At 33.2% G+C, this 14209-nt stretch carries 13 protein-coding genes; all 13 read left to right on the top strand.

The annotated features are described in order from the left end of the window. Positions 1 to 1485 (top strand): molybdopterin cofactor-binding domain-containing protein (locus VJ881_01730; GenBank protein HKL74759.1); only part of this gene is annotated, 1485 nt, incomplete at its 5' end. After that, entirely contained in the window at positions 1485 to 2363 is an 879-nt protein-coding gene (locus tag VJ881_01725) for a xanthine dehydrogenase family protein subunit M (protein ID HKL74758.1), read from the top strand. The genes VJ881_01730 and VJ881_01725, both read left to right, overlap by 1 nt. Then, on the top strand, positions 2356 to 2844 hold the full coding sequence (locus tag VJ881_01720; protein HKL74757.1) for a (2Fe-2S)-binding protein: 489 nt from the start codon (positions 2356 to 2358) through the stop codon (positions 2842 to 2844). Before VJ881_01725 ends, VJ881_01720 begins: the two co-directional genes overlap by 8 nt. Next, positions 2845 to 4215: an 8-oxoguanine deaminase gene (locus VJ881_01715; GenBank protein HKL74756.1), complete on the top strand. Its 1371-nt coding sequence runs from the start codon at positions 2845 to 2847 to the stop codon at positions 4213 to 4215. Between the two features lie 12 nt (positions 4216 to 4227). Next, positions 4228 to 5556, top strand: a complete 1329-nt coding sequence (gene ssnA, locus VJ881_01710) for a putative aminohydrolase SsnA (protein ID HKL74755.1) — start codon at positions 4228 to 4230, stop codon at positions 5554 to 5556. Beyond that, positions 5495 to 6412: a xanthine dehydrogenase family protein subunit M gene (locus VJ881_01705; protein HKL74754.1), complete on the top strand. Its 918-nt coding sequence runs from the start codon at positions 5495 to 5497 to the stop codon at positions 6410 to 6412. The genes ssnA and VJ881_01705 overlap by 62 nt, the downstream gene beginning before the upstream one ends. Before the next feature lie 3 nt (positions 6413 to 6415). After that, the gene (locus tag VJ881_01700) at positions 6416 to 6907 is read left to right on the top strand and encodes a (2Fe-2S)-binding protein (protein HKL74753.1); all 492 of its coding nucleotides are present in this window, start codon (positions 6416 to 6418) and stop codon (positions 6905 to 6907) included. Beyond that, a complete protein-coding gene (locus VJ881_01695) occupies positions 6900 to 8210 on the top strand; it encodes a molybdopterin cofactor-binding domain-containing protein (protein HKL74752.1) in 1311 nt (436 codons plus the stop codon). Before VJ881_01700 ends, VJ881_01695 begins: the two co-directional genes overlap by 8 nt. Further along, positions 8207 to 9187, top strand: coding sequence for a molybdopterin cofactor-binding domain-containing protein (locus VJ881_01690; protein HKL74751.1), 981 nt, complete (start codon positions 8207 to 8209; stop codon positions 9185 to 9187). Before VJ881_01695 ends, VJ881_01690 begins: the two co-directional genes overlap by 4 nt. A 61-nt stretch (positions 9188 to 9248) precedes the next feature. Continuing rightward, positions 9249 to 10337 carry a 4Fe-4S binding protein gene (locus VJ881_01685; protein ID HKL74750.1) on the top strand — a complete coding sequence of 363 codons (1089 nt, stop codon included), beginning with the start codon at positions 9249 to 9251 and terminating at the stop codon, positions 10335 to 10337. 23 nt (positions 10338 to 10360) lie between these two features. Continuing rightward, entirely contained in the window at positions 10361 to 12091 is a 1731-nt protein-coding gene (gene ade / locus VJ881_01680) for an adenine deaminase (GenBank protein HKL74749.1), read from the top strand. A 21-nt stretch (positions 12092 to 12112) separates the two neighbouring features. Next, on the top strand, positions 12113 to 13438 hold the full coding sequence (locus VJ881_01675) for an NCS2 family permease (protein HKL74748.1): 1326 nt from the start codon (positions 12113 to 12115) through the stop codon (positions 13436 to 13438). 146 nt (positions 13439 to 13584) lie between these two features. Further along, on the top strand, positions 13585 to 14209 hold a 625-nt coding region (locus VJ881_01670), incomplete at its 3' end, for an ABC transporter substrate-binding protein (GenBank protein ID HKL74747.1).

The raw sequence follows: 14209 nt of genomic DNA, 5'->3' as shown, positions 1-14209 counted from the left end.
GAAGAATCAATAAAAGAAAGTTACAAAAGACATCCCTATTATTTGAAATATAAAGTTGGAGCAAAAGAAAATGGAGATTTAGTAGCGATGGAAATAGAAGCTGTGGCTGATAGTGGTGCTTATGCCTGTCAGACTCCTTTTGTAACCTGGAGATCAGTAGTTCAGGCCACCGGTCCCTATGAAGTTCCTCATGTTAAAACTGATACTTATGGTTTTTATACAAACAATGTTTATACAGGTGCAATGAGAGGTTATGGTTCACCTCCAACAATTTTTGCTCAGGAACAATTAATGGAGGAATTGGCTGAAGAGCTTGATATGAAGCCTCATGAATTAAGACAAAAAAATATGTACCATAATGATTCTAAAACAGCAAGTGGCCAAAAATTAGATGATCACGAAGTAAGTCTTGATGAAGTTATGACAAAGGCAATGAATGCAATAGATTATAAGGAAAAATTAGAAGAATATAGTAAAGAACAAAAAGGAGACAAAAAACGTGGAATAGGAATGGCCATCAGTTATCGCGGTGTAAGTCTTGGAGCAGAAGGTGTAGATGCTGCTGGTGCTATAGTATCTATTCAAAAAGATGGTAGTTTAATAATTTATGGAGGTTTATCAGAAAATGGTCAGGGATTAAAAACAGTTTATTCTCAAATTGCTGCAGAAGAATTGGGGATAAGTCTTGATAAAATAAATTTCATGGAATCTGATACATCAGTTGCTCCAGAAAGTGGTTCTACAGTAGCTTCCCGAGGAACACTTGTTGGAGGAAATGCAGTTAAAGATGCTGCTTCAAAGTTAAAAACAGTAATAAAGGAAGTGGCAGCAGATAATTATGAAAAGGAAATAGATAATCTTGAATTGAGAGACAATTATGTATATACCAAAGAAGGCAAAAAATTAGTTTCTTTTGCTGACATAATAAATACAGCTTATAGTCAGGGAGTATTTCTTTCTGCATATGGCTGGTATCAAACTCCAGATATATCCTGGGATGAAGAAACTGGACAGGGAAGACCATATTTTACTTATGTCTATGGCTGCCAAATTGCAGAAGTTGAAGTAGATACTGGAACTGGAGAACTTGAAGTATTAAATATGGCTGCAGCTCATGATGTAGGTAAAGCAATAAATCCAGCTAATGTTAAAGGCCAGATATATGGTGGAGTTGTGATGGGAATGGGCCATGCTATTATGGAAGATTTGCAAACTGAAAAAGGATATATTAAAACAGATAATTTTGATAAATATCTAATTCCTACAGCTAAAGATATGCCGAATATTGAACCAATAATTGTAGAAAATCCAGATCCTAATGGTCCCTATGGTGCCAAATCAATAGGTGAACCTACCTTAGAACTTGGTAGTGCTGCTATTGCAAATGCAACAGCACAGGCTTTAAATAGGAGAATAAGGGATCTCCCTCTTAATCTGGAAAGAGTCCTTATTGGTCGTAATTTGAGTAAAGGAGGGGATAAATAATGCTAGAATATGAATTTTTACAGGCTAAAAAAATTGATGAAGCTCTTAATTATTTAGATAAATATAATAAGGTTAAATTAATTGCAGGTGGTACTGACCTTTTAGTGGAAATGCATAAAGATGATATTGATAATGATAAGGTAGATTATCTTTTAGATATTTCCAATATAACTGAAATGAAAGGAATTAAAGAAAAAGAAGATAAAATAGAAATTGGAGCACTTGTTACTCATTCAGAACTGGTAAAAAGTGAATTGATAAATAAAAATAGTGCTGTTCTGGCTCAGGGAGCAGTAACAATTGGTTCAACACAAATTAGAAATAGAGGTACAGTTGGAGGAAATGTAGTAAATGCTTCTCCTGCTGCAGATCTTTTATCACCACTAATTGCTTTAAAAGCAGAAGTTGTTTTAAAATCTGTTAATGGAACAAGAAGCTTAAGTTTACCTGAATTTATTACTGGTCCTTACAGTACAGATCTCAACAAAAATGAAATATTAACTAAAGTTATTTTACCAAAATATAGTGATAAATATTATAGTATTTTCAAAAAAATAAAAAGAAGAAAAGCAGTTGATATAGCAAGATTAAATATGGCAATTGTTAGCAAAGTTAATAAAGAAAATAAATTCGAAGATATAAGGATAGTTCCAGGTTCTGCAACTCCATCTCCTCAGGCTTTTTCTGAAATTGAAAAAGAATTAGAAGGAGCAATTATAAATGATATTAATTATGAAAATTTAGGAGAAAAAATTGGAGAAGAGATGGTGTCAATTACCGGTGAGCGCTGGTCAACTCCTTATAAGAAACCTGCTATAGGAAGTTTGCTCAAAAAATCATTAACAGGTATTATAAAGGAGGTAAAGGCTAATGGTTAAAAATATTACAGTTAATCTTACAGTAAATGAAAAAAATTATGAATTAGAAGTAGCTCCAGATGAACGACTCCTTGATACTCTAAGAGAACAATTACGACTAACTGGAGTAAAAGAAGGTTGTAGTGTAGGAGAATGTGGAGCCTGTACAGTTTTACTTGATGGAAAAGCAGTTCATTCCTGTATGATTTTAACTGCTCAGGTTGACGGAAGTGAAGTAATGACTGTAGAAGGTTTAGAAAAAGATGGTGAATTAGATCCTTTACAACAGTCTTTTATTGATCATCAGGCTGTACAGTGTGGCTTTTGTACTCCAGGAATGTTAATGTCAGCAAAATCTCTTTTAAATGAAAATCCAGATCCTGATCGTGAAGATATTAAAACTGCTATAGAAGGTAATTTATGTAGATGTACAGGATATGAGCAAATAATAGAAGCTGTCGAGGCTGTAACTCCGAATAAAGAGGAAAAAGGAGCTGATTAAATGTCTTCTATTTTAATAAAAAATATAAAAGAAATTATTACCATGGATGATAAAAAAAGAAGATTGAAAAATCATGATCTTCTTATTAAAGATAATAAAATTGCTAAAATAGATAAAAATATTAATAAGGAAAATATAAAAGAATTAGATGAAGTTATAAGAGGTGATGAATATTTTCTCTACCCAGGGCTTATCAATACTCATCACCATTTCTATCAAACTCTTACTCGCAATATCGCTGAAGTCCAGAATGTAGAATTATTTGATTGGCTTAAGACTCTTTACCCAATCTGGGCCAATCTCACTGAAGAAGCAGTATATTATAGTGCCTTACTTGCTTCTGCTGAATTATTAAAAACAGGTTGTACAACAACCACTGATCACTTTTATGTTTTTCCTGATGAACAACCTGATGATCTTATTGATAGAGAATTTGAAGCAACTTCTGAAATTGGAATTAGATTTCATGGGACAAGAGGAAGTATGTCTTTAAGTGAAAAAGATGGAGGCTTACCTCCTGATGAGGTTGTACAAAAATCTGATAAAATACTTAAAGATTCTGAGAGAGTTATAAAAAAATATCATAATAACTCTCCATTTGCCATGCAGAGAGTATCTCTATCTCCCTGTTCACCATTTTCAGTAACTGAAGAGCATATGAAAGAATCCATAAAACTTGCCAGAAAATATGGAGTACAGAGTCATACTCATGTTGCTGAAACAAAAGATGAAGAGCAATTTACAATCGATAATTTTGGTTTAAGACCTTTAGAATACATGGAAAAGCTGGGTTGGATAGGTGATGATGTCTGGTATGCTCATGGAGTTCATTTAAATGAAGCTGAACTGGATAGAATGGCAGAAACTCAGACTGCTGTTGCTCACTGCCCTGTTTCCAATCAAAAACTTGCCTCTGGTGCTGCCAATGTGCCTTATATGTTAGAAAATGATGTACCGGTGGCTTTAGGTGTAGATGGAAGTGCAAGTAATGATTCTTCCAATATGATTTTAGAAATGAAAGCTGCCTTTTTAATGCATCGTTTAACTTCTGGGATTAAGGCAATAAGTGCTGAAGATGTACTGGGAATGGCGACAAATGGAGGTAGTAAGCTGTTAAACCAACCAGAAATAGGAAGTATTGAAGAAGGTAAAGCTGCTGATTTATTTATGGTTAGTAGTAAACGTCTTGGCTTTGCAGGTGGTCTTTCTGATCCGGTTTCAGCTCTTGTTAATACCGGTGATACTCAGATAGTGGACTATACAATTGTTAATGGAAAAATAGTAGTTAGAAATGGAAAACTTACTACTTATGATGAAAGAAAAATAGTAGAAAATGCCAATCGCATCTCTAAAAAGATGATTAATGGCTAAAGGAGGTTCATTATGCTTCTTTTAACAAATGGTAAGATCTTAACTTTTAATAAAAATTCAGAAATTATTGAAAATGGAGCCATTTTAATAAAAGATAATAAGATTGCAGAAGTTGGAAATACTGAAAATCTTAAAGAAAAATATCCAGCTACAGAAGAATTTGATGTTAATGGTAAAATAGTTATGCCTGGATTGGTAAATACTCATATGCATTTTTATAGTACTTTTGCCAGAGGCATGGATTTAAAAACAGATCAACCTCCCCAGAATTTTGTAGATATATTAGAAAAATTATGGTGGAGACTGGATAAAAATTTAAATGAAGAAGATATTTATTATAGTACAATTTATGCACTTTTAAGTAGTATAAAAGCAGGGACAACTACTATTTTTGACCACCATGCAAGTTATGGTTATATAAATGGTAGCCTTGATCTAATAGCTGAAGCTGTTAAAAAAGCTGGAATCAGAGCTAATCTATCTTATGAAATTTCTGATAGACATGGTGAAATTAAGGCAGAAAAGGCTTTAAATGAAAATGAAAGATTTTTAAAAAAATTAGATTCTGAAGATAATCTCTTAAGTGGAACTATAGGTTTACATGCCTCTTTTACTCTTAGTGATGATACTTTAACTGAAACAGCAGCCCTCAGTGAGAATCTAGATGTTCCTATTCATATTCATTGTGCTGAAGGTTATGCAGATGTCAAAGATAGTAAAGATAGGGGATTTAAGGGAGTAGTAGATAGATTGAATAATTACAATTTGTGGAGAGAAAATAGTCTGGCTATCCATGGAGTTCATCTCCAAAAAGGAGAAGCTGAAATTTTACGAGAAAATGGAGTTAATTTAATTCATAATCCTGAATCTAATATGAGTAATGCAGTTGGAACAGCCCAAGTTAATGATGCTTCTCAAAAAGCAGTACGAGTTGGACTGGGAACAGATGGTTATACAACTGATATGTTTGAAAGTTTAAGTGTTGCCAATCTATTACAAACCCATGAAAGAGGGAATCCATCAGTTGGTGGAGAATTAGTAAAGAAGATGGCTATTCAAAATAATCAAAATATTGCCTCAGATTATTTTAAAGGAAACCTGGGAGCTATTAAAAAAGGAAATTTAGCAGATATAATTGTTCTTGATTACAATTCCCCAACTCCTATTAACAAGCAAAATATTTTTGGTCATATGTTAATGGGATTTAAAGGTGGTATTGTTGATAGTACTATAGTTAATGGAAATATTCTAATGAAAAATCAGGAGGTGCAAGTACTAGATGAAAAAAGATTACTCCCCAGAATTAGAAAACAGGCAGAAGACTTCTGGCAAAGATTCTAATCAGTTTTATGCTCCTAAAACTATAAATGAAGCTTTAGAAGTTATGGCTGATAATGATGATTATCGAATTATTGCCGGTGGAACTGATATTATGGTAGAGAAATTCGAAGAATTATATGAAGTAAATAATTGGCTGGCAATTGATAAAATAAAGGAATTAAAAGAAATTAATAAAAAAGATGGAAAACTTGAAATTGGAGCTGGAGTTACTTATACTCAATTATTAAATTCAAATCTAATTAAAGAAAATGTACCTGCTTTAAAAGATGCTGCGTTGGATGTTGGTTCACCACAAATTAGAAATAGAGGAACAATAGGAGGAAATATTGTTACTTCATCACCTGCTGGCGATCTTTTACCTGTATTACTTATCTATAATGCAGAGTTTATTTTAAAGTCAAAAAAAGGTCAGAGAAAAATATCAGCAAATGACTTTTTTACAGGTGTCAAGAAAAATGAATTAAAAAAAGATGAAATTTTAAGCAAAATAATTATTCCTCTAAATAAAAATAATTTTGATAAGTGGATTAAAATTGGTAAAAGAAAAGCACTTGTTATTTCAAGTTTAACTCTTGCAGTTAGAATCCAATTAGATGATGACTGTCAAAAGATTGAAGATGCATCTTTGGCGATGGGAGCTGTAGCACCTACTCCTCTTAAAATTGATAAAGTTGGAAAAGAAATAATAGGAAAAGATTTTAGTAAGCTTGATTATGAAAAAATTGCAGAGATTGTTGAAAATGAAATTTCTCCAATTGATGATATACGAGGTACTGCTAAATATCGAAGTGATGTAGCTTTTAATATAACTTTAAGTGCCTTTAAAGATATAAAAGAAAAAGTAGAGGGGTGTTAGTAAATGGAATATAAAATTAAGTTTACAGTCAATGGTGAAAAAAGAACCGAAACAGTAACCCCTTCTATGAGATTACTTGATTTACTTCGTGATGATCTGGGCCTTACTGGAGCCAAAGAAGGATGTGGTCAGGGAGAATGTGGAGCCTGTAGTGTAATTATGGATGGAAAACTTGTTGCTTCCTGTTTAATCCTGGCAGCTCAGGCTGATGGTTCAGAAATCATAACAGTTGAAGGGGTTAAAAAAGGGAATGACCTTCATCAGATTCAGAAATCATTTATTGAAGCTGGAGCAGTACAATGTGGATTTTGTACACCGGGTATGATAATGGCAACTAAAAATTTACTTGATAAAAATCCAGATCCTTCTTCTGAAGAAATTAAAAGAGGTTTATCAGGCAATATTTGTCGCTGTACCGGATATGCAAAAATATTTGATGCTGTAAAAATGTCAGCAAAAAAGCTTCAGAGTGAAGGGAGTGAAAATAATGCTTAAAAATCCTCATGATTATGTTGGACATGATGTTATAAAAGTTGATGCTGAAGCAAAAACTACCGGGGAAGCTGTTTATCCAAATGATATATATTTTGATGATATGCTTTATGCAAGAGTAAAAAGAGCAACTCATCCCCATGCTTATTTGAAAGAATTAGATATAAGTAAAGCAGAGGCATTACCTGAGGTTGTTACTGTTATTACTGCTGAAGACTATCCAGATTTAAATGATTTTGGTTTAATCATAAAAGATCAACCTGTGCTGATTGGTATAGATGAAAAAATGAGATATATGGGTGATGCTTTAGCTATAGTAGTAGCTGAGACTAGAGAAGCGGCCAGAAAAGGAGTTTCTCTGATTGAAGCAGAAGTTGAAGAGCTAGAAATTATTTCTGATCCAATAAGAGCTATGGAAGATGATGCTCCATCAATTCACAAAGGAGATAATATATTAGATAATAATAATCTTGATAAAAATATTCTAACCAGTCATCATTTAGAAAAAGGTGATGTTGATAAAGGTTTTGCTAATGCAGATTTAATAGAAGAAAATGAATATACAACTCAACATATTGATCAGCTACCACTACAAAATGAATCTGGAGTTGCCTATTATGATCCAACTGTTGATCAGATAAAAATCTGGGTTGCTTCCCAGTGGATTCATGACAGTCAGGCTGATATTGCCCAATCCCTGGGAGTTGATAAAGATAAAATAAGAATTATTCAACCGGCAATAGGAGGAGCTTTTGGAAAAAAAGAAGATATTTCAGTTCATATTCATCTTGCTTTAGCTACTTTAGAAACAGGAAGACCGGTTAAAATGGCATATTCCAGAGAGGAATCTATGATAACCCAGTCAAAAAGACATCCAATAATTATCAAAATGAAAACAGGAGTGAAAAATAATGGAAAATTAACTGCTGTAGAAGTTGAAGTTATTGGAGATACCGGGGCTTATGCTTCAAGTGGTCCAGCTGTTATTCACAAAGGATTATTTCATTGTACCGGTCCTTATGAGGTTAAAAATGTAAGAGGAAATTCTTATACAATTTATACAAATAATACTTATGGAGGAGCAATGAGAGGTTTTGGAGCTTTACAGATGGCATTTGCTTATGATTCACAGATGGATATAATTGCTCACAAATTAGGAATTGATCCCTTAGAATTACGTTATAATAATGCTTTTGAGAGAGGTTCAGAAACTCCAACCGGTCAGGTTTTAAATAGAACTGTTAATGTTAAAGAGACCCTTGAAGAAGCAAAAGATATGATGGAAGATAAGGAGGGTCAAAAATGAAGAAAAAAGGTAGAGGTTTAGCAACAATAATGTTTGGTTTTGGTTATGGAGAAGGCTTTCCTGACTATTCTGAAGCTTCAATTGAAATAAAAGATGATGGACAACTTTTAATTAGAACAGCTGCTGCTGATGTCGGTCAGGGAGTAGAAACTGTAGTTACCCAAATTGCAGCTGAGGTTCTTAATACTAATACTTCCCAATTTAGTATAGTAGAAGGAGATACCCATACTACAAAAAATTCAGGTTCTACTTCTGCAACCAGACAGACCTATTTTACAGGTAATGCTGTAAAAAATGCTGCTCAGGATCTTTTAGGAAAAATATACTTTTTTGCAAGTAAAGAATTTGGTACTAATTATCCTGAAATGACAGTTAAAGAAGGCTATGCTTATCCAGTGGGGGAAGAAGATAAAAAATTAAGTTTTAGGGAAATTGCATATAGAGTTCAGGAAAAAGGAGAAGAATTAAAAGGTGAAGGAACTTTTTATCCGGAAACATATGACTATGATGAAAATGGACAGAGTCCAAAAACCTATGTAGCATATACTTTTATGACCCAAATTTATGAGGTTGAAGTTGACACAGATACTGGTTTGGTGGATGTTTTAGATGTAAAAACTGCTCTTGATGTTGGAAAAGCTATTAATCCTAAAAATGTAGAAGGACAAATTGAAGGTGGTACAACTCAGGGTATTGGAATGGCTTTAATGGAAGAACAGGTTATAAAAGATGGTATTACCTTAAATCCTAATATGACCGGTTATGTTGTTCCTACTGCCATGGATGTGCCTGATTTTGAATCAAGATTAATAGAAAATTCAGATGCTGAAGGTCCCTATGGTGCAAAAGGTATAGGTGAGCCAGTTGCTATGGCTGCTAATCCAGGTATTGCCAATGCAATTTATGATGCAATAGGAGTTAGAATTACAGATTTACCAATTACACCAGAAAAAATACTTAAAGCTTTAGAAGAATAGTCATTTTCATTTTGTAGACATGGATGATAGATTATTAACTAATTTATGGGAGGTAATAATCATGGCTGATGTAAGTGTAAAATTATTTGATATGGAATTTGATAATCCAGTTATGCCCGCTGCAGGTCCAACTGTAAAAGATAGTGAAATGGCCTTTGCTGCCAGAGATGGAGGTGCTGGGGCAATTGTAACCAAGACAATTTCTGTAAAAGCTGCTGAAGTACCTCGTCCAAATATGGCAGAAACCAAAAGTGGTTTTATGAATAGTGAACTCTGGTCTGAAATGTCACCAGAAAAATGGCTGGAAGAAGAGTATCCTGAGATTGTAAAAACAGATCTACCAATTATTGTTGGACTTGGTTATAAGAAAGATGAAATCAAAGAATTAGCCCAAAAAGTTGAAAAGTATGCAGATGCTCTTGAATTATCAACTCATTATTTAGGAGATGACCCTACTCCTGTCATTGAGAGTGTAAAAGCTGCAAAATCTGTTGTGGATATTCCAGTTCTGGTAAAACTAAGTCCTCAGATTGATATACCTACTTTTGCTAAAGCAGCTGAAGATGCTGGAGCTGATGGAATTGTTCTTATCAATTCATTTGGTCCTACTCTTGATATAGATATTAATACAGGTAAACCTGTAATGGGTAGTGATAATGGCTTTGGTTGGCTTTCAGGTGAAGCAATTTTTCCTCTTGCTTTACGCTGTGTATTCCAGGCAGTAAATACTGTTGATATTCCAGTTATTGGAGTAGGCGGTATTTCAAATGGTCAGGATGCTGTGAAGATGATTATGGCCGGAGCAGAAGCGATACAGGTTTGTACAGAGGCTATAATAAACGGTCCTCAAGTTTATGGTAAAATTGCTAAGGAAATAGAAGAATTTTTGGATAAGCATGGCTATGATAATTTAGAAGATATAAGAGGTCTGGCCCAAAAAGAGGCTCCTGACACAGCTAATTTTGAAACAATTCCTCCAACTGTAGATAGAGAGGCCTGTACTGGTTGTAATCTATGTGTAAGAAGCTGTGTATATAACGCAATAGAACTTGATGAGGATAATATAGCAGTTGTAAATAAAGAAAAATGTGCAGGTTGTGGTTTATGTGTAACAAGATGTAATTTTGATGCTCTTCATATTAAAAGATAGATTAGTAATTAAAGGAGAGGGAGGTGATAATTATTAATTCTCAATTATTAAAAGAAGCAAGAGGTGATAGTCCTGCTGAATTAGTATTAAAAAACTGCAAAATTCTTGATGTATTTAATGAAGAGCTTTATGAAGATAATTTGGCTATATCTTCTGGGAAAATAATAGGGATTGGTGATTATCAGGGAAGAAAAGAAGTTGACCTGGACGGAAAAATTCTGGCACCTTCATTTGTAGATGGTCATCTCCATTTAGAAAGTGCAATGGTACCTGTTGAGGAATTTGCTAAAAAAGCTATTTCTTTAGGTACAACTACAATTGTAGCTGATCCTCACGAAATAGCTAATGTTGCTGGATTAAGGGGGATAAAATATATTTTAAATAAGGGGTTAAAAATGCCCTGGAATTTCAACTTAATGTTACCTTCCTGTGTACCATCCAGTAAATTTGAAACTGGTGGAGCAGTACTAAATGCAAATGAACTTGAAAAAATGATTGATTATGATGGGATATTTGGTTTAGGTGAAGTTATGGATTATCCAGGAGTGATCAATGGAGATAATAAACTCTGGGAAAAACTTGATCTTTTTTCAAATAAATTTATTGATGGCCATGCTCCTGGAGTAAAGGGTAAAGATTTAAATGCCTACTTACAGGGTAAAATAAAAGCTGATCATGAATGTACAACAGCCAAAGAAGCTTTAGAAAAATTAAGAAAAGGCATGTATATTATGATCAGGGAAGGTTCTGTAACCAGAGATTTAAAACAACTACTTCCTGCGGTTAATGATAGGAATTTTAATCGTTTTCTCTTTGCTACAGATGATAGACATCCTGGTGATTTAATTAAAGAAGGGCAAATTAACTTTTTGATAAAAAAAGCTGTTAAGGAAGGTTTGGATCCTATAAAAGCTATTAAACTAGCTACTATTAATTCAGCTACAGCTCTCGGTTTTGATGATATTGGAGCCATTGCTCCAGGTTATAAAGCTGATCTGGTGGTTTTAGATAATCTTAAAAATTTCAAGGTAGAAAAGGTATTTAAAGATGGTAAATTAGTTGCTGAAGATCAAGAATTTATAGCTGGTTATCCAAAAGATAATTTTGAAAAAAGTGAAGAATATAATAAAATATTTTCTTCAGTGAATATAGGAGAAATTTCTGAAAAAGATTTTGAATTACCTCAAGGAAATAAGTATAGAACAATGAATTTAGTAAGCGAGCAAATAGTTACCAGAAAAGATACTGTTAGTTTTGAAAAAAGTCCAGTTAAAAATGAAGATTTAGTAAATAAAAATCTTAATAAATTGGCTGTAGTTGAGAGACACCACCAAACGGGAAATGTAGGTTTAGGTCTTTTAGGTGGTTTTGGTTTAAAAAGAGGGGCTATTGCAACTTCGGTTGGTCATGATTCACATAATATTATTGTAGTTGGATTAAATAAAAAAGATATGTTAAAAGCTGTTCGAGAGATAGAAAAAATGAATGGTGGGATAGTGATTATTGAAAATGGAAAATTAATAAATAAATTAGCATTACCAATAGCAGGTTTGATGTCAGACAAAACTTTAAATGAAGTTGCTGATAAATTATCTGAGTTAAGAAAAGAAGCTAAAAAATTAGGTGTCCAAAATGAAAGTCCCTTTATGACAATATCTTTTATGGCATTACCTGTTATACCAAGGCTAAAGGTAACAGATAGAGGTTTATTTTCTGCAGAAAAATTTGATTTTGTATCTTTAGTAGTAGAATAAATAAGGGGGATAATAAAAGTTATGGAATCTAAAAATGCTAATTCTGGATTTTTAGAGAATATTTTTAAATTAGAAGAAAATAATACAGATGTAAAAACTGAAATATTAGCTGGGTTTACTACTTTTATGACTATGGCATATATAATTTTTGTCAATCCCAGTATTTTAAGTGATGCAGGAATGCCATTTGGTGGTGTTTTTATTGCTACTATTGCTGGTGCTATTGTCGGTACGCTTTTTATGGCATTTTTAACCAATTATCCTTTTGTTCTAGCATCTGGAATGGGACTTAATGCATATTTTACTTATTCAGTTGTTTTGAATATGGGAGTTTCCTGGCAGGCCGCTTTAGGTGTTATATTTGTAGAAGGTATTCTTTTCATTATTCTTAGTGTAACCCCTGTAAGAAAAATGATTGTAAATAAAATTCCTATGGCTTTAAAAACAGGAATAAGTGCTGGTATAGGACTTTTTATAGCATTTATTGGTTTACAAAATGCTAAGATAGTAGTCGCTTCAGAATCTACTTTAGTGCAGATGGGTGATGTTATTTCTGGAGCATCTTTAGTTACTCTGGTAGGTTTAATTGTAACTGGAATTTTATATGCTCGAGGAATAAGAGGAGCCCTGCTTTGGGGGATAATAATTTCTACTTTATTTGGAACATTAAATGGAGTAACACCTCCCTTAGAAGGAATTTTTGCTTTACCGCAATGGGGTGATTGGTCTGGAGTATTATTTCAATTGGATTTAAAGGCAGCTTTTGATGCTGGATTTGTAGTTATCTTACTGTCATTCTTATTTGTAGACATGTTTGATACTGCGGGCACTTTAGTTGGAGTCAGTCAGCAGGCAGGTTATCTGGATGAAAATGGAGATTTACCAAAGGCTAATAGGGCTTTATTGGCTGATGCAGTAGGTACTACTGCTGGTGCATTATTTGGTACTACCACTGTTACAACTTATGTAGAATCTTCATCAGGTGTTGCTGAAGGTGGTAGAACTGGATTAACAGGAGTTGTAGCAGCATTATTATTCTTTTTAGCACTTTTCTTTAAGCCACTTGTGGGCGTAGTTCCTGGAGCAGCAACAGCTCCTGTTTTGATAATAGTAGGAACAATGATGATGTCAAATATAACTGACCTTGATTGGGATGACTTTACAGAAATTTTTCCAGCTTTTGTGGCAATGATAGCAATGCCTATGACCTACTCAATTTCTAATGGAATAGCTCTAGGTTTTATAATTTATCCTATATTAAAATTATTTACTGGTGAAGGAGAAAATGTTCATTGGTTAGTTTATTTATTAGGTATAGTATTTGTATTTTATTTCATCTTTGTTTAGAATTTAATAAGGGAGGGGATATTATCTTCCCTTCCTATAATTTAAATTGACGATTTAATGATTTATTAATGATAAAATTTTTTTAGTAGCGTTATATGAGGTTGAACATAGCGAAAATAATAAATTTAATATCTAGGAGGCTAATAATGTTTAATAATAAAATAAAAATCATAGTATTAATTATTTTCATCTTATCCCTTACTTTAACTTTTACAACAGAAATGAAGGCAGAGAAAAGAACTGTTGTAGATATGATGGGGAGAGAAGTAAAAGTTCCAGAAAAAGTTGAAAGAGTTATAACAACTTATACGCCTGCTACGCAGTTTGTGATGGCCCTGGGGGCTGATGGCAGATTGGTTTCAGGTGCAAGTGGTTTGCCCAATCAAACAATTTTTACAAAAATCAATCCTAAAATTAATGAATTATCTAATGTTGGTTCAAAGAATAAAGGGGTAAATATCGAGAGTATAATGGAACTTAATCCTGACCTGGTTATTATGTTTCCCCATGGAGATGGTATCGAGACTGCAGATAGATTAAAGGAACTTGGAATTGCAACTTTAGTTATTAATCCAGAAAGTCTTTCTCAAATTAGAGAAACAAATCAGCTTTTAGGAAAAGCTTTAAATTTAGAAAAAAAAGCAAAAAAGGTTGATGAACAGTATCAAAAAATAATGAAGATAAGTGAAAGAACTAAAAATATTGCTGAATCTGAAAGAAAAAAAGTTTATTTTGCTAATTCAGAGCTTTTAGATACAGTTGGAGAAAATA

It is taken from the genome of Halanaerobiales bacterium, from assembly GCA_035270125.1.
In the GTDB taxonomy this organism is placed as follows: domain Bacteria; phylum Bacillota; class Halanaerobiia; order Halanaerobiales; family DATFIM01; genus DATFIM01.
This window is presented reverse-complemented; position numbering and strand designations above follow the sequence as displayed.

Bases quoted from the DNA above. Each gene is read 5' to 3' on its own strand.
- VJ881_01720 (HKL74757.1), top strand. From the start codon at position 2,356: ATGGTTAAAAATATTACAGTTAATCTTACAGTAAATGAAAAAAATTAT.
- VJ881_01725 (HKL74758.1), top strand. From the start codon at position 1,485: ATGCTAGAATATGAATTTTTACAGGCTAAAAAAATTGATGAAGCTCTT.
- ssnA (HKL74755.1), top strand. From the start codon at position 4,228: ATGCTTCTTTTAACAAATGGTAAGATCTTAACTTTTAATAAAAATTCA.
- VJ881_01675 (HKL74748.1), top strand. From the start codon at position 12,113: ATGGAATCTAAAAATGCTAATTCTGGATTTTTAGAGAATATTTTTAAA.
- VJ881_01700 (HKL74753.1), top strand. From the start codon at position 6,416: ATGGAATATAAAATTAAGTTTACAGTCAATGGTGAAAAAAGAACCGAA.
- VJ881_01695 (HKL74752.1), top strand. From the start codon at position 6,900: ATGCTTAAAAATCCTCATGATTATGTTGGACATGATGTTATAAAAGTT.
- VJ881_01715 (HKL74756.1), top strand. From the start codon at position 2,845: ATGTCTTCTATTTTAATAAAAAATATAAAAGAAATTATTACCATGGAT.
- VJ881_01690 (HKL74751.1), top strand. From the start codon at position 8,207: ATGAAGAAAAAAGGTAGAGGTTTAGCAACAATAATGTTTGGTTTTGGT.
- VJ881_01685 (HKL74750.1), top strand. From the start codon at position 9,249: ATGGCTGATGTAAGTGTAAAATTATTTGATATGGAATTTGATAATCCA.
- VJ881_01705 (HKL74754.1), top strand. From the start codon at position 5,495: ATGAAAAAAGATTACTCCCCAGAATTAGAAAACAGGCAGAAGACTTCT.